Source organism: Virgibacillus proomii (genome assembly GCF_900162615.1).
GTDB classification, from domain to species: domain Bacteria; phylum Bacillota; class Bacilli; order Bacillales; family Amphibacillaceae; genus Virgibacillus; species Virgibacillus proomii.
Genome location: NZ_FUFN01000010.1, coordinates 2,214,465 through 2,231,377 on the forward strand (window position 1 = coordinate 2,214,465; position 16,913 = coordinate 2,231,377).

Below are 16,913 nucleotides of genomic sequence, written 5' to 3' on the forward strand. Positions count from 1 at the left end.
AGTTATATTTTGTTTCATTATAAGGAGTAATTCTATGTATTTTATTAAAAAACTTACTGCTTTATTATTCAGTATAATTGCTATTTTCGTTATTTATCAAGACCTTTCTCAGGTAGCAATACATTCCAAAAAAGATAAATATGAGGTTGAACAAAAAGCTGAGCCAGCACCTTTAGCTTATCATGTCATTCCAATTAAAGTCCAAGCAGGAGATACTGTTCTTTCCATTGTAGAACGACTAAACCCTCATTTAAATGACATTCATAATATAAACATATTTGCTGATTTTCAACTGATTAACCCAGAAAGTGATCCATCTTCGCTCACTCCAGGAGATATTTATTATTTTCCTAAGTATGAAAAATAGTATGAAATTAAGGGTGGGTTTTAACATATTATTGTTTGTATATATTAAAAATTCATATCTGTTTTTACTAATAATATTCATGTTTTTAGAAAAACTTGGTTTGTCGTCAAGTCTTTATGGCGAAAGCTTCTTATACGGTAAAGCCTAAAGTTTTATACTTTCCTACAGTGTAAAAAACGACTCGTTTTTTTCTAGTTATAGAAAGTATAGTACTAAAACATTCCATTTTTTACTATTAAACATTTGTCTATGTTAATTTAACACTAAAATTTTAAAACATAAAAGTTAGAAGTCGCACATTTAGTACAAACCGCAGATCAAAAAACATAGGAGTATGCCGTCGCCTGAAGCGGTAAACCCACTTTTAGTTGGTCTCCCCTCAGATTCGAGACGATGTTAACTTATCGTAGGAAGAAGAGCGAAGGTTGAGTAGCAGCTTAAGTTAGATGATGCTACTTTTCAAATAAGTTATCCACGATAGAGAAACGGATATAAACAAAAAAAAGGAAGGCAAATGTACCTTCCCTAAACAAATGGCAATATAAATAAAGCAATGAGAATTGATATTGCTCCTGCAGCAATAGCAATATTCCCCAGTGCATCTGCTCCTCTATTTCTAGACATGAAACCGAGTACGATTCCTGCTATACCAAAGATCACTGGCCAAACAAAAAAGGAAATAATGGATAAGGCGATGCCAATCCAACCAAATGTTGCATTTGCATCTACTTCATCATTTGTGACTTCAGGCTCATAATCATCGGCTGACATTTCTGCAGCGAATTCTTCGTCTCTTGAGCTATCTGGTTCGACGCCAATAAAGTCTTGATTTTTTCTTTGTTCTTCGTAATTTGGCGCTTCTTCAACATCCTTCATACCTTTGTTCGGATTTTGATCCATTAGCTAAGACCTCCTTTTGTTTTGAGGTACACGCTTAGGTTATGGATTTTTGATTATTTTACAGATGTTATTTAATGGAAGCCTTTCCTTTAAAAAATAATAAATGGGACAAGTTGATTTTTATTTTTATTTACATATAGTAACGTAGAGCTTTTATTAAGGGAGCAATGTAGAATGTCAAAAATCATAAAAGAAATAATTAGAAAAAAGTTAACCCAATTATCAGCAGAAGAGCTTATGAATTATGCTGACCAATATGGCTTTTCATTAACACAGCAAGAAGCAAAACAAATAATTATGTACTTAAGACAGTATGAAGTTGATCCATTTAGCGTTGAAGGAAGAAAAAAGATGATTCAACAACTAGCGAGGATAACAGACCAAACAACTGCGCAAAAAGCCCAACAATTATTTAGTGATATGGTTTCATCTTATGGTTTAGATCATTTATTCCGTTAATGAAGCGGAATGAAGACTAAAATCTCGGGTATCCTTGAGACTGCGATGTGTCTCTATCGTAGCTTTTCTTATCCTTGAATACGGTTGTGCTACCGAATCTTCTACGTTCTGTCGATCGACGAATCAGGCGTCTAGTGCCGTTAACTTCCACTTTGATTCTTGCTTGGTATTGAAGTTGGAGATAACGGCACTTAGATGCGGAATAAAGGAGCATTAAGTTCTACATTTACGCACTCTTAACACGTTACAAGGCACCTTATCGCTAATAATAACGGGAAAATTATTGATTCATAATTTTTTCTTTTAAAGCAGGATCAAATTCACCAGATCTGATCATATCAATTTCATACTTATATGGCGCTTTTTTATTTTTTTTATCTTCCCCAACATAAGGAGTTTCTAATATTTTTGGCAATTCCTTTAATTGCGGATGATTGATAACATACAGTAAAGCTTCAAAGCCGATATGACCAAATCCAATATTCTCATGACGATCTTTCTGAGCTCCTATTTCATTTTTACTATCATTAACATGGACAACTTTTATTCGATCCACCCCAATGATTTTATCAAATTCATTAAGCACCCCATCAAAATCTTCGATCACATTATAACCCGCATCGTGAATATGACAAGTATCCAAGCAAACAGACAGCTTTTCATTGTGTGTTACCCCATCAATAATTTTGGCTAACTCATCAAAGCTTCTACCTATTTCTGAGCCCTTGCCAGCCATTGTTTCCAGTGCTATCTGAACCTCATTATCCTTTTCCAAAACTTCATTTAAACCCTTAATAATCTGCTTAATACCTGCTCCTGCACCCGCTCCAACATGAGCTCCTGGGTGTAAAACAATTTGCTTCGCTCCAATGGCAAAGGTTCGATCCATTTCACTCCTTAAAAAATTGATACCTAAGTTAAAGGTTTCAGGCTTATTTGTGTTACCAATATTAATAATGTATGGAGCATGTACTACGATATCTTCTATGCCGTTTTCCTCCATATGTTCCCTTCCAGCCTCAATATTCAATTCCTCAATTGGCTTTCTCCTTGTGTTTTGCGGTGCACCTGTATAAATCATAAAAGTATTTGCACCGTAGGATACAGCTTCTTCTGATGAACCTTTTAGCATTTTTTTACCACTCATCGATACGTGGGAACCAATTTTTAACATACCTTCATCTCCCCTAATTAAAAACCTATTTCTTTCTATATTTATTTTTCTTCAACCTTTTCTTAATTGCTTCTTTTTCTTGCTTCATTTTTTTCTTATAGCCGGGTTTTACTTTTTTAACTTTTTTTACTCGTTTCCAAGCTTCTCGATCTACCTCTGATTTTTGGCTCGTACGTAATGAACGATGATTCCATGGCTTAGCCTCACGCCATTCCCCATTTTGAATATCCATATACGCAAAAGTTAAACCCTTTTCCTCCAACTTTTTAATAAGCGGTACATCTTCCGTTTGATAAATGCTGATGGCGGTACCTTCCATGCCAGCCCTTGCTGTCCTGCCGACACGATGAATATAAAAATGTTCTTCTTTTGGCAGTTGGGCATTTATGACATGGCTAACACCTTTAATATCAATACCTCTGGCTGCCAAGTCCGTCGCAACAATATACTGATAGCGTAAATTTTGAATTTCTTTTAACATACGCTTTCGTTCACGAGGTGGTAAGCCGCCATGGATAAGGCCAACATTTACACCTTTTTGCTGTAAAGAGGCAGCTAATTCATTCGCTTTTTCTTTCCCGTTTGTAAAAATGATTGCTAAATATGGATGGATTGTTTTTGCAATATCTGCAATAATCGACGCTTCATCTCTATGTTTTAAGTAGATAAGACGATGTTCCATTGTTTCCGGTGATAAATCATCTGCTACTTTAACATACAATGGATTTTCTAAATATTTTTTTAAAAAATGCTGTAAGCGTTGTGGAATGGTCGCTGAAAATACCAACAATTGAATAGATGGATGGCAACGTACTAGTAATTGATCAATTTGATTAATAAATCCTAAGTCAAGCATAAGATCTGCTTCATCCATGACAAAACTATTAGCAGTATAAATGGATAAGGCGTTCTCTTTAACGATATCAAGAATTCGCCCAGGAGTGCCTACAATAATATGCGGCGGCTCTTTTAGCTTCTCCATCATTTTCTGTTTATCTGTTCCACCCACTAATAACTTGGCAATCCATTTTTGTTGTTTATCAGCAAACTCAATTATTTTTCTTACTTCATCATAAAGCTGTGTAGCCAATTCCCTAGTTGGTGCAGTAATTACTATCTGTACTTCTCGTTTGTCTTCTTGAATTCCATCAAAGAGCGGCAATAAAAAGGCATGGGTTTTTCCAGAACCAGTTCTAGATTGGCCAATCACACTTTTCCCCGCTAAAATAGCCGGGATTACTTGTTGTTGTATTTCCGTAGGTGTGCTAAAACCTAAACGGTCGATGACTTGATTGATAATAGGTGTAAACGAAAAGACCTGAAATTTTTTGTTCATACATGTCCTCCTTTTCCATTTCATACAAACTAAATAAATTGAAATGGATCTGTATTCGTAGTTGAAGTGATAATTTTTATGTCTGTATTTTTAAGTTCTACGTCCAAATACTTTTTAACCAATGTTTTCATGACTTTTTCAGCATAATGTCCAACATCGATTACCGCTAAACCAGTCTCCTGTGCATCTTGAGCATAATGAAAGGACATATCACCTGTTATATAAACATCAGCACCGTTTTGCTTTGCTTGATGGATGTATTTTTCCCCACTCCCGCCAATAACTGCTACTGTACGGACTTGCTTGTCCAGATTACCTGTAACCCTTAAATCGGGTATTTGTAAAACTGATTTTATATGCTCGCAAAAATCCTCTAAACTTAAGCTTTGATCCAACTTACCAATTCTCCCCAATCCGAAAGTTTTTCCTTTGTTTTTTAGCGGAAAGATATCATACGCCGGCTCTTCATAAGGATGTGCTTGTAACAATGCATGTAAAGCTGTTCTCAACTTGCTCTCCTGAATAATGGATTCCAGCTTTACCTCATCTACTTTTTCGAGCTGGTTAATACTTCCGATAAATGGGTTTGTGCCTTCTAAAGGCTTAAAAGTCCCTTGACCCTGTGTTTGAAACGTACAATGACTGTAATTTCCAATATGTCCAGCACCTGCTTCACTGATTGCATCTCTAACCTGCTCTACATGAGTGAGTGGTATATAAGCGACTAGCTTTAACAGCTGTTCCGTTCGAATATCAACAAGTGGCTTTACTTGCCGAACTCCAATATGATTACATATTGCATCGTTGACCCCATTTTCGGCTATATCTAAGTTCGTATGAGAAGCATAAACAGTAATATCATGATGTAATAATTTTTGAATTATTCTCCCCTTTGATGTGTCTGTGTTAATTTGACGCACTGATTTAAATAATAACGGATGATGAGCTATAATCATATCAACTTGTTTTTCAATTGCCTCATCAACAACAGCTTCCAATACATCCAATGTAACCATTATGGTGCGTACTGGCTTGTTATAACTTCCCACTTGTAAGCCGACCGGATCCCAATCATAGGCAAGCTCTTTTGGTGCTAATTGTTCCATGAGACCAAAAATATGTCCTGTTGTTCGTTCACGATTCATAATTTAATAACCTCCTTTATCCATTCCCATTCCTGAGTTAATTGGTTCAGTTTTTTCGTATCTATTTCTTTTGCACGTTTGATTTGTTGAATCACATACTCCAGCTTTGCAGCCTCTTGCCTCCACTTTTTATAAAAAGCAGTCGGCTTTGTTTGTAATAATATTGGACCAAATAGCAATACTCGTTCATCTAATTGCTGTTCTATTTGTTGGGTAAAACGCACTGCATGGATGATTTCATAAAAATGACCATTCTCCTCCATTATATCCTCATCCGTAATCATAAATCCATGCTGATACAACCAGATACGCACAGCTTTTGCTTCAACATTAGGTTGTACAATAATTTGCTTCGTTTCTTTTAATTTTTCCTTCCCATCATCCAAAATCTTTCGTATCAATGATCCCCCCATTCCAGCAATAACAATTTGTTTTACTTCGTTTGCCTGAACGACTTCAAGACCATCGCCTAGCCGCACATCAATTCGATCAGTCAGTGAGAAAGCTTGTACCGTCTCTAGCGCCTTTTGATACGGTCCCTCGTTTACTTCTCCGGCAATTGCCGAGGCTGTTAAATCATTTTGGCAAACATAACAAGGTAAATAAGCATGATCAGAGCCGATGTCAGCAAATTTGGCTCCTTTCGGCAGGAATGAAGCAACCCGTTGCAATCGTTTTGATATTTTCATTTTCACCATAAAACTCCCACTTCTTTCTAGTTACCATAATAACGTGAAATTTCATTCAAGGAGAGCATTTTTCCTTGATATGGAACACGGAGACATACTTGTAAAAAACGCGGTGTATTGCTGTTATAGATCCTCTGTCCTTTAAAAAAGAAAACCGCTTTTTCCGGTGCGATGCATCGCTTCCGCAGCTTCTCTTGTCCCTTGAAAAATCGCGATGCGCCGCTGCCGTAACTTTCCTTGTCCTGTTGACTCAAATGAATCGGTATTTAGATGCCACTATCTTTTACTTACCACTTAGTATTACTACAGTACTACTTTAATTGTAGTAAACGAACTCTGTTCATTATTCTAAGACCTAAGAAATTAGCCTTGGCTACTATGATATTAGGTATATTCTCCTTTATGTGTAGTCAAACATAAAATCCTTAACTATTGAAAAAGAAAAGCTTTCTGTTATAAAGCAGAAAGCTTTTACGTTGTCTTATTTTCTAATCTTACTTTTTCTCCGCCAACCACTCTGCTAAAACTTCAGCTTCGGCTTCTGTGGCTAATCCAGGAGGCATTTGCCCCTTACCATTAATAATTATATTTTGAACTTCATCTTTTGATAATTTACTGCCTACCTGGGTTAAGTCTGGCCCCGCTCCCCCTGATAAGTCAGCACCATGACAACTGGAACAGTTTGATTCATAAATGGCTTCAGGATCGTCAGAAGTTTCCCCTTCTTGACTCTTCTCTGTTTGTTCCCCGCCGCCTTCCTCGGCTTTTTTAATATCCTCTCGTTGATTTAAGCCTACGAATGATATTACAATAACAGCAAGTATCCCTAAAATAGCAATTAATGCATAAGGGACAACAGGGTTCCTTTTCATTGCCTTTCCTCCTTATGTATCCCCATTTGATATTAGATGTTGTTCAAAAAGCTCATTCATATAAACGAGGTGATGCTTATAAGAAAATGCTCAAAAGGTCCGATAAAGTGAAACTTCATTTCTTGGAATGCCTTTCCCAAGAAATGTTAGCTGAACGAATCGGGCATTTAGGTGCCGTTCTCTCCCACTTAGATCCTTTTGTATCAACTCAAGATATTGAAGCGGGAGTCTTACGGCACCTTACATGCGGGATAAAAATGATGCTACGAATTTCAAAGCTGGTTTGCTACTATAAGCTCGTGCTCCTAACCGTGTACAATCGTTACTCGAAACCGTACCCCCGCATCAAACTTAGCAGAACCTTTTTCCCTCTTTTTTGAACGTGCTTAATAAACGTTTCATTATAAAAGTTCACATTCTTATACAGCAAACCCTCTATGATGTCATTTAACCATCTTTTTGAACAAACATACTCTAAAAGACTATATTCATTTTACTTGAAAAATACTTTTCTTTAAAGTGTTTCGCTATGAATTTTTATAAAACGGTGTATATAAGCAAGAATAATAGAGATGTTATCCCGATTATGACTAAATAGTGCACGTGCTTATAAAGACCGTATAAAACCCAACATACAAAATGAATCGAAATGATCCAAAAGCTAAAACTTTCATGCAAATAGTATTTAGATAGGTGTACCGAGATGAATAATGCTAACAAGAAACTTGTCATTAGTGGCCAATGGTAATAACTTTTGTACTGTCTTCTCCGATGTTTTAGCGTATAATACATCCACACGGAGTACCCGAGAAAAAGAATTAAAATAGTTAGTTGCAAAATTATCTGAAATTGCGTACAATAAATAATAAGGAATGAAAACGGTATCAATACTGATAAAAGAAATAGTTGGATAAACATAACGACTTTTTGTTTATATGTCAATTTTTGCTGAAAACCGTCACCTTTTGAATATAAAGCAAGTAAAAAATCGCAATATTCAGGTGGTAAAAGTTTATGTTCTTTCCAAAATAAGATTTCTTCAATGACTAGTTGCTTACGTTGGTCAATTATCGTTACCTCCATTTCAAACATAAAATGGGAAAGGTCATTGGACAAACATAAAGTTGTCCAATGACAGGTTAATTACTGATCTAAGAAGTCTTTTAGTCGTTTACTTCTGCTTGGATGTCTTAGTTTACGCAATGCCTTTGCTTCAATTTGACGAATTCTTTCTCTCGTTACACCAAACACTTTACCAACTTCTTCTAGCGTTCTTGTGCGCCCGTCGTCTAGACCAAAGCGAAGTCTCAACACATTTTCTTCTCTGTCTGTAAGTGTATCTAATACATCTTCAAGTTGTTCTTTTAGTAGCTCATATGCAGCATGATCAGATGGAGAAACTGCTTCCTGATCTTCAATAAAGTCACCTAAATGTGAATCATCTTCTTCACCGATTGGAGTTTCAAGTGAGACAGGTTCTTGAGCAATTTTTAAGATGTCTCGTACTTTCTCTGGAGAAAGATCCATTTCCTCTCCAATTTCTTCAGGTGTCGGCTCTCTCCCCAGATCCTGCAATAACTGTCTTTGCACACGAATTAATTTATTAATGGTTTCTACCATATGCACAGGTATCCGAATGGTTCTTGCTTGGTCGGCAATTGCCCTCGTAATTGCTTGTCTGATCCACCAAGTTGCATAGGTACTAAATTTAAAACCCTTACGGTGATCAAATTTTTCAACTGCTTTGATCAATCCCATGTTACCTTCTTGGATTAAATCTAAAAACAGCATTCCTCGACCAACATAACGTTTTGCAATACTGACTACTAAGCGCAAGTTTGCTTCTGCAAGACGACGTTTTGCTTCTTCATCACCTTGCTCTATTCTTGTAGCTAATTCTATTTCCTCTTCAGCGGACAATAAGTCGACACGACCAATTTCCTTCAAATACATACGAACAGGATCGTTTATTTTAATACCTAGTGGTACACTGAGATCATTTAAATTAAACTCTTCTTCTTTTTCAATTTCTTTCATGCTGGGATCTTCTTCCGATTCACCTATAACTTCAATTCCTTGATCTCCTAGGTACTCATAAAATTCATCCATATGATCTGATTCAATGGTAAAGTTAGATAAGCGATCAGCAATTTCTTCATACGCTAAAGTGCCACGCTTTTTTCCCATTTCCACCAAGCGATCTTTCGCTTGATCTAGGGTTAATTCATGTTCGTTTTCTTTCGTTTGTGAAGGCTTGTTATCGGCCATGAGTCCCCCTCCTTCCAGACTACACCAAATATTAATTCATATTTTTTAATTGCTTTTTTATCTCAATAATTTGCATGGCAATTTGTGCTGCTTTTATTGGATCGTTTTGTTGCTCTGCTAATTTCTGCTGTTCCTTTAATGATTTAATTGTCACCTTATCTGTTTGATTTGCTATGATCATATGAATATAATCATCCAATTGTTTATCACTTATATCCTCCTGCAACGGCAACATTGCAATTTCTGTAATTATCTTTTGCAAACCAGGTTCAGTGATTCGTCCTAGGAATAAACTAACATCTGGATCATTTCCTTCTTCATAAAATGCATATAAATGAGTAACAATAATTTTATGAGCGTCTAACTGAAAGCCTGCTCCAATTTTATCTTGCACCCTTTCAGCTATTCGTATATCTTGTAACATATAAGCAAGTAAATAACGTTCTGCATTATGAGAGGCTGGTAATAATTGGGAATTTCTAGCATTCCATAGTTTACTACTAGTATATCTGTTCTTTTGTTGATTATCCTTATTTAATCCAAACTTTTCCCGATAACCGAAAATTTCATCTTGTAATGCAGCTATAGAAATATTGAATTCATTACTTAATTCCTTTATATAGTATTCCCGTTCTAACGGGCTGTCAATCTTCGCCAGCTGTTTTAATACTGCTTCCATATAGTCTATGCGATCTCCTTCATGATTTAAATTATAATCTTTCTTCAAAAATCGCATATAAAAACTCATAAACGTATCACTAGCTTTGATTACATCTTTTTCAAAGGCTTCTCCTCCATACGTATGAATATAACTATCTGGATCCATATCAGGATCAAGGTGGGCAATTTTTACTTCACACCCTGATTGCTGTAATAACACAGCAGCTTTATAAGCAGCATCAAGACCAGCTCGATCACCATCATAACAAATAACCACGATATTAACATACCGCTTTAGTAATTTTGCTTGAAAATCAGTCAATGCAGTTCCTAAAGTAGCAATTACATTACGAATCCCGGCCTGGTATGCTGCGATAACATCCATTTGCCCCTCAAGTAATATAGCTTCATTTTGTTTGCGAATATGTCTTTTGGCTAAATCAAAATTGTATAGCAGCTTGCCTTTGTGGAAAAGTTCACTTTCGGGACTGTTGATATATTTCGGCTTATGATCACCAATAGCTCGTCCACCAAAAGCGACTGTCTTTCCTAAATGATTACGAATAGGGAAAATAACTCTGCCCAGAAAACGATCTGTTGCTTTTCCAGAGTCAGTAACACGAAGTAACCCAGCTTTTACTAATAATTGTTGATGGTATCCTTTTTTTTCGAGGAATTCAGCAGTAAATTGTGCCACATTTGGACTAAATCCAAGTTGGAAAGCATCAATAGTTGTATCATTAATCCCTCTTTCTTTTAAATAGGTATACCCTTCTTTACCATCTTTTGTATAACGTAATAAGTGATGGTAAAGTTTTGTTAACCACTCATGTGCAGATAACATATCTTGACTTTCCTGAGAAAGAGAGCTTTCCTTTTTTAGCTGGAGATTATCTGGTAATGGAATCCCACTACGATCTGCCAGAAATTGTAATGCTTCATAAAACGAAAAATTCTCTATCTCCATTAAAAACGTAATTACATTGCCTCCTTTACCACAACCAAAACAATGAAAAATTTGCTTGTCTTTGGTTACGGAAAATGATGGTGTTTTTTCACCATGAAAGGGGCATAATCCAAAATAGTTTCTTCCCTGCTTTTTTAATTGAACATAATCTCCTACAACATCTACAATATCATTTGCTTTACGAATTGCTTCGATTACTTCTTCAGGAATTTGGTTAGACATAAAATATCACCATGGTATTTAATATTCGCCTTTCATAAAAAAAACCCTTTATTTTTCGACAATATTTTTTCTTGTCTCGAAAAAAATACCTTCTCTATATGTTAAATAACTTAGCTGAAGGATCGGCTTTTTCACATGCATATTTTAGAGGTTATTCAAAAAGTTCGCTAAAAAATTCATCGTACGTTTGAATGAATAAAATTTTAGGGCTGAAGTAAGACGACTCGAATGAAGATTAATCTGGCATGTGGGATGCTATAAACTCTATCACCCTTAATGGTTTTCTTAATGGTTTTTCAACTAGAGTTATCAGCATTTAAATGCCCAATTGGAGTCGGCCGACACGACAATAAAAACGTTGATAGCGACAGATGCGTTTTTTCAAAAGTGATCTTAGCCGCTCTCCGTCTATTTGCTCTCTTTTTGAACACACACTATATTTATTACATGTAATAAATATTTAGTTACATGAATCAGTTCCTGAAGCAGCGAACTTTTTAGAGTCACGCTATATTACATACTTCTACATCTTTTCTAAAAAGTCCTGCTTTTAAAGATAAGTTTATTTCATAAGTCCCGTTTCTAAAGTCCTGAGAATAAAAGGAAATACCTATTGCCCATGCGAGTTAGTTTAATGAGTAGTAAAATCTACTGCTCAAATTGATGTTATCTGATTGATTAAAAGCAGCTGAATGTGCTTGCAATAATTGAAAAATGTAAAAGAACTATTTAAAATTCCTGCTTTATCTCATCACTCCACATTAGATAAACTTGGCTTATCGCCAGTCTTTAGCGAAAGCTATCGTTTTTCTTATACGATAAAGTGAAACTTCATTTAGTAGGAGTTTTCTTCCCTCTCCTACTGAATGTTAGTACCACAAGAACCTAAAGGCCCTTGAACCAATCGGGCATTTAGGTGCCGTTTTCTCCCACTTAGACTCTTTGTATCAACTCAGGTCTTGAAGCAGGAGTCTTACGGCACCTTACATGAGGGATAAACCCTTAAAATTTTATACTTTCTTATAGTATAAAAAGATATTATTTTTAAAATATATGGGGTAAGGTTAAATACCTTATTTGACTGACTTCTTAAAAAACTCTACATTTGTACAGTCCAAAAAAACATTATAGTATACTTCGAAAAAAAATGCTATTCAAATGCTCTTAAGATTTCATTATTACCAATAGTTTAGTTTCCTAATCATAATTTTAATGATCTTCTCTTTTAGCTATTAAAGTTAAAACATACATCATCTTTAGCAACTGATGATTCGTGTTTAAACATCGATAATCTATAAGGTCAAAAAACATTCTATGAAGATAGAATGTTTTTGAAGCTATAATGTATGTTTATTTATGGACGATTTGTCTAATACTATTGGCTGTTTCTTCCACAGCTTTATTCGAAACATCGATTACCTTACAGCCAATTTTTTTTACGATCTCATCAAAATAATCAAGTTCTTTTTGAATCCGGTCAAGATTTGCATAAGTTGCTTGTTCTCCTAAACCTAAAGCTCTTAATCGTTCTTTACGAATTTCATATAGTTTATCTGCATTTATTCGAAGTCCAATGCACTTTGCCGGATCAACCTCAAATAGCTCTTCAGGAGGATCGACTTCTGGCACAATTGGAACGTTAGCAACCTTTAATCTTTTATGGGCCAAGTATTGAGAAAGAGGAGTTTTTGAGGTGCGAGAAACACCTATAAGCACAATATCTGCTCTTGCAATGCCTCTTGAATCACGTCCATCATCATATTTTACTGCAAATTCAATCGCTTCTATTCGTTTAAAGTAATCTTCATCCAGTTTATGGACTAAGCCTGGTTCTAATCTCGGCGAATGATCAAATATGCGCTCCATCGATTTTAACACAGGCCCCATGATATCAATCGCTTCTATATTCAATTGCTTCGCACGTTCATTTAAATAGTTTCTAAGCATTGGATCAACAAGTGTGAAACCAATAAGTTCTTTACCTTCCTTAGCAAGCTGTAATGCTTCATCAATGGTTGCTTTATCTTCTACGTATGGAATTCGTTGAATCTTGTAAGAACCATGATTAAACTGGCTTAAGCCTGCCTTAATTACCAATTCTGCTGTTTCCCCGACAGAATCGGATAATATATAGACGGTATGTGTATACATGAATCTACTCCTCTCAACTTAGATATGATCGCCCAGCACCAGTTCAACAAATGCTTTTGTAATGGTTGTTTTTGTTATTCGACCAACAACTTCTAAGCCTGAATCTGTATCCTTAACAACCGGTATACCATCAATTTGTTTATTAATTAAATTCTGAGCTACGTCTACTAATGGATCTTCTTTTCGACATACCGTTATATTCGGCATTCTAGTCATAATAATATGAACAGGGATTGAATTTAAATCCTGTTTTCCTATACTGGCTCGCAATAAATCTTTTCGTGATAACACCCCTGCTAAGCAGGCTTTGTCATCTATGACAAACAGTGTTCCTACATCCTCTAAAAACATCGTTGAAATTGCATCATAAACAGAAGCACTCTCTTTTACAACAATTGGTACATGTTGGTATTCATGAGCCTTTAGTTTTTTCACCTGTTCGGTGAGCAACTCATTTCCGGTTTTACCTGTGTAAAAATAGCCGACCCGAGGACGGGCGTCAAGAAAGCCCGCCATCGTTAGGATAGCTAGATCTGGTCGTAACGTTGCTCTTGTTAAATGAAGATGCTCTGCAATGTTTTCTCCAGTTATTGGTCCATTTGCTTTAACAATTTCAATGATTTCTTCTTGCCTTTTTGATAATTCCATTCCCTCACCACCTACAAACGATGTAACCCATATACTATTATAGACGAATTAAGCAGGAATGAGAATCATACCGGCTATTTAAGCAAGATTTAATTAAAAACTTTGCTTCCATTCAATCTTAGTTAAGTCTGCATAACGCTTGATTAACGTAGCAATTTGGTAAAGTAATGCTAAACGATTATTGCGAATTTCAATGTTGTCCACCATTACCATATTATGATCAAAAAACGCATGAATTGGAGTTGCCAGTTGCCCAAGTAATTGTAAATCTTTTTCAGCGTTTCTAGATGTTGTATGATACGCTTCTTCAACCGTACAAAATTTTTGGTATAATACTTTTTCGGATTCCGTTTTAAATAAATTTGGATTGATCTCACCTGCTTCTGACTTTTGCACCAAGTTTAAAACTCGAACAAACGCTTCCTGAATGGCTTTAAAATTATCATCATTTCTCTTTAATGACAACAGATTAGCTTTTGCTAAACTATATTCATAATCACCAATCTGTTCATGCAGTACAGCTTGAGTAATATCTTGTTCGATTCCTGCTTCCTTAAAAAGATAAGCGGCACGTTGTAAGAAAAAGTCCTGAATATTTACAGCAACTGATTCCTTTTGAGTGATTTGGACGGTTGATTCAGTAAGTACAGTCAATGCTAATTGAATCAGCTCTTCTATCGAAATATGCCACTTATTCTGATGAATCATTCTTAAAATGCCAATAGCTTGACGACGTAACCCATAAGGATCATGTGAGCCAGTTGGTAGTAAACCAACAGCTATACATCCTGTAATTGTGTCTAGCTTATCCGCAATGCTAATAATCGTCCCTATTCCTGTCTCTGGAAGATCATCATTTGCTTGTTTTGGTAAATAATGCTCACGAACAGCTTTTGCTACGATGTGATCTTCACCGTAGAAGCGTGCATATTTTTCACCAATAACTCCTTGTAATTCAGTAAATTCATTAACCATACTTGTCGTTAAATCAAATTTACAAATTTCTGCAGCACGTAATGCTTTTTCCATATCATCCGCAGATAGTGCTAAACATTGACTAATATGCTTTGTCAAGGAAATTAATCGGTTTACCTTATCGTGTATCGTTCCAAGTTGTTCTTGAAAGACTACACGTTCCAATTTAGATAAGTAATAATCGATCGATTGCTTCCGATCTTCATCATAGAAAAAAGCAGCATCCGATAAACGGGCACGTAATACCTTTTCATTCCCTTTAATAACTGTCTCCAAATGGTCCCCATTACCATTGCGTACACCAACAAAGTAGGGAAGTAATTCTCCTGTTTGCGATCGCACAGGAAAATATCGTTGATGTTCCTTCATGGATGTAATTAATACTTCTTCAGGAATCGCTAAAAATTCATCTTCAAATTCACCAAGAAATACGTGAGGATATTCTACTAAGTTCCGAACTTCGTTTAGTAGATCCTCATCTACCGGGATTTGTATGGATTTTTCTTGCTCTAATTTATGAATACCTTGTAAAATAAAGGCTTCCCGTTTTTGGGCATCTACCATAACATATTGTTGATTCATTATTTCTTCATAGTTAGCCGGAACATCAATGATTACTTTTTCTCCTAAAAAGCGATGACCATAAGTAACATTACTGCTTAATACATTTACTATTTCAAATGGAATAATTTCGGATCCAAACAAACCAACTAACCAGCGGATTGGACGTGCGTAACGTAAGGAATGTGTTCCCCAGCGCATATTTTTACCAAAAGTTATGGAGGTAATAATATCTCGAAAACCAGGTAATAATTCTTTGGTTGGTTTCCCTTCAATATGCTTTTTCACATATATATAAGGTGTACCCTTGTAATCCTTGATATAAATGTCTTCTACTGACCTCCCCTGTCCTTTCGAAAACCCAATCGCTGCCTTTGTCCAATTACCAGATTCATCTTTAGCTATTTTTTCAGCTGGCCCTTTTACTTCTTCCTCTATCGTTGTTTGCTCTTCAGATAGACCTGTTATAAGTACAGCTAACCGTCTAGGGGTAGAATACGTTGTTAAACTTTCAAAAGGTATACGTAATCCCTCCAGCCAAGCTGCGGTTTTTTCCTTTAATTGGTGTTCAGCATCATCAATAAATCGAGCTGGTAACTCTTCTAATCCGATTTCAAATAAAGCGTCCTTTGTCATGTTATTGCTCCTCCTTTTTCAGCATAGGGAACCCTAATCGTTCTCTTTCAGCAACATAAGCTTTGGCAATTCCTCTTGCTAAATTTCGGATTCTTGTAATGTATCCTGTTCGTTCAGTAACAGATATGACGCCCTTAGCATCCAAAAGATTAAATGTATGCGAGCATTTGAGCACATAATCATATGCAGGGAATACGAGGCCCTTTTCCATTGTTGTCTTTGCTTCTCGTTCATAATTAGTAAACAGCTCAAAAAGCATTTCTGTATTAGATGTTTCAAATGTATACGTAGAATGTTCATATTCCGGTTGGAAAAAGATATCTCTTACAGTCACTCCATTTGTCCATTCTAAATCAAATACATTCTCTTGGTCTTGAATATACGAGGCTAACCGCTCAATTCCATACGTTAATTCTACTGAAACTGGATTCGCTTCTAAGCCACCGATTTGCTGAAAATAGGTAAATTGTGTAATTTCCATCCCATCTAACCAAACTTCCCAACCCAATCCAGCTGCACCCAATGTCGGATTCTCCCAATTATCCTCTACGAACCTTATATCATGAGCAAGCGGATCAATGCCTAATTTTTCTAAAGATGCTAAATAGAGCTCTTGAATATTATCTGGAGAAGGCTTCATAATAACTTGAAACTGGTGATGCTGATATAGCCGATTTGGATTTTCGCCATATCTCCCATCTGCCGGTCTTCTTGAAGGCTCAACATAAGCTACATTCCAAGGCTCTGGACCTAGGCTTCGTAATAATGTCATAGGTGACATCGTACCTGCTCCCTTTTCGACATCATATGCTTGCATTAAAATACAATTGTGTTCAGACCAATATTTTTGTAGTGTTAAGATCATTTCTTGAATATTCATCCG

14 protein-coding genes are annotated in these 16,913 nt (G+C 36.0%); 2 read left to right on the forward strand and 12 right to left on the reverse strand.

Features of this window, described 5'->3' with window-relative positions; translation table 11 throughout:
• Positions 1–34 precede the first annotated feature (34 nt).
• Positions 35–367: a LysM peptidoglycan-binding domain-containing protein gene (locus BN1066_RS17785; protein ID WP_077320895.1), complete on the forward strand. Its 333-nt coding sequence runs from the start codon at positions 35–37 to the stop codon at positions 365–367.
• A 525-nt stretch (positions 368–892) separates the two neighbouring features.
• On the opposite strand, the gene BN1066_RS17790 is transcribed toward BN1066_RS17785, so the two are convergent.
• On the reverse strand, positions 893–1,267 hold the full coding sequence (locus tag BN1066_RS17790) for a DUF4190 domain-containing protein (RefSeq protein ID WP_077320896.1): 375 nt from the start codon (positions 1,265–1,267) through the stop codon (positions 893–895).
• Between the two features lie 174 nt (positions 1,268–1,441).
• Here BN1066_RS17790 and BN1066_RS17795 point away from each other — a divergent pair, with 174 nt between their 5' ends.
• Positions 1,442–1,726: a DUF2624 family protein gene (locus BN1066_RS17795; protein WP_077320898.1), complete on the forward strand. Its 285-nt coding sequence runs from the start codon at positions 1,442–1,444 to the stop codon at positions 1,724–1,726.
• A 280-nt stretch (positions 1,727–2,006) separates the two neighbouring features.
• Here BN1066_RS17795 and BN1066_RS17800 read toward each other — a convergent pair whose 3' ends face one another.
• The 11 genes from BN1066_RS17800 to glyQ all read right to left on the reverse strand — a co-directional run bounded on the left by BN1066_RS17800 (position 2,007) and on the right by glyQ (position 16,910).
• Positions 2,007–2,900: a deoxyribonuclease IV gene (locus tag BN1066_RS17800; protein ID WP_077320900.1), complete on the reverse strand. Its 894-nt coding sequence runs from the start codon at positions 2,898–2,900 to the stop codon at positions 2,007–2,009.
• Positions 2,901–2,925: 25 nt separating this feature from the next.
• Positions 2,926–4,236 carry a DEAD/DEAH box helicase gene (locus tag BN1066_RS17805; RefSeq protein ID WP_077320902.1) on the reverse strand — a complete coding sequence of 437 codons (1,311 nt, stop codon included), beginning with the start codon at positions 4,234–4,236 and terminating at the stop codon, positions 2,926–2,928.
• 29 nt (positions 4,237–4,265) lie between these two features.
• Positions 4,266–5,381 (reverse strand): Nif3-like dinuclear metal center hexameric protein, encoded by a 1,116-nt coding sequence (locus BN1066_RS17810; RefSeq protein WP_077320904.1) that lies wholly within the window; start codon positions 5,379–5,381, stop codon positions 4,266–4,268.
• Positions 5,378–6,079, reverse strand: coding sequence for a tRNA (adenine(22)-N(1))-methyltransferase (locus tag BN1066_RS17815; protein ID WP_077320906.1), 702 nt, complete (start codon positions 6,077–6,079; stop codon positions 5,378–5,380). The genes BN1066_RS17810 and BN1066_RS17815 overlap by 4 nt, the downstream gene beginning before the upstream one ends.
• Positions 6,080–6,564: 485 nt before the next feature.
• Complete coding sequence (cccA, locus tag BN1066_RS17820) at positions 6,565–6,942, reverse strand: cytochrome c550 (protein WP_077320908.1); 378 nt, start codon at positions 6,940–6,942, stop codon at positions 6,565–6,567.
• Between the two features lie 1,143 nt (positions 6,943–8,085).
• On the reverse strand, positions 8,086–9,210 hold the full coding sequence (gene rpoD / locus BN1066_RS17830) for an RNA polymerase sigma factor RpoD (RefSeq protein WP_077320912.1): 1,125 nt from the start codon (positions 9,208–9,210) through the stop codon (positions 8,086–8,088).
• Positions 9,211–9,241: 31 nt separating this feature from the next.
• Positions 9,242–11,059, reverse strand: coding sequence for a DNA primase (dnaG, locus tag BN1066_RS17835; protein WP_077320914.1), 1,818 nt, complete (start codon positions 11,057–11,059; stop codon positions 9,242–9,244).
• A gap of 1,350 nt (positions 11,060–12,409) precedes the next feature.
• Positions 12,410–13,210, reverse strand: coding sequence for a pyruvate, water dikinase regulatory protein (locus BN1066_RS17840; RefSeq protein WP_077320916.1), 801 nt, complete (start codon positions 13,208–13,210; stop codon positions 12,410–12,412).
• An 18-nt stretch (positions 13,211–13,228) separates the two neighbouring features.
• Complete coding sequence (gene ccpN, locus BN1066_RS17845) at positions 13,229–13,858, reverse strand: transcriptional regulator CcpN (RefSeq protein ID WP_077320918.1); 630 nt, start codon at positions 13,856–13,858, stop codon at positions 13,229–13,231.
• Between the two features lie 93 nt (positions 13,859–13,951).
• Positions 13,952–16,030: a glycine--tRNA ligase subunit beta gene (glyS, locus tag BN1066_RS17850; RefSeq protein ID WP_077320920.1), complete on the reverse strand. Its 2,079-nt coding sequence runs from the start codon at positions 16,028–16,030 to the stop codon at positions 13,952–13,954.
• 1 nt (position 16,031) lies between these two features.
• Complete coding sequence (gene glyQ, locus BN1066_RS17855; RefSeq protein ID WP_077320922.1) at positions 16,032–16,910, reverse strand: glycine--tRNA ligase subunit alpha; 879 nt, start codon at positions 16,908–16,910, stop codon at positions 16,032–16,034.
• Positions 16,911–16,913 lie beyond the last annotated feature (3 nt).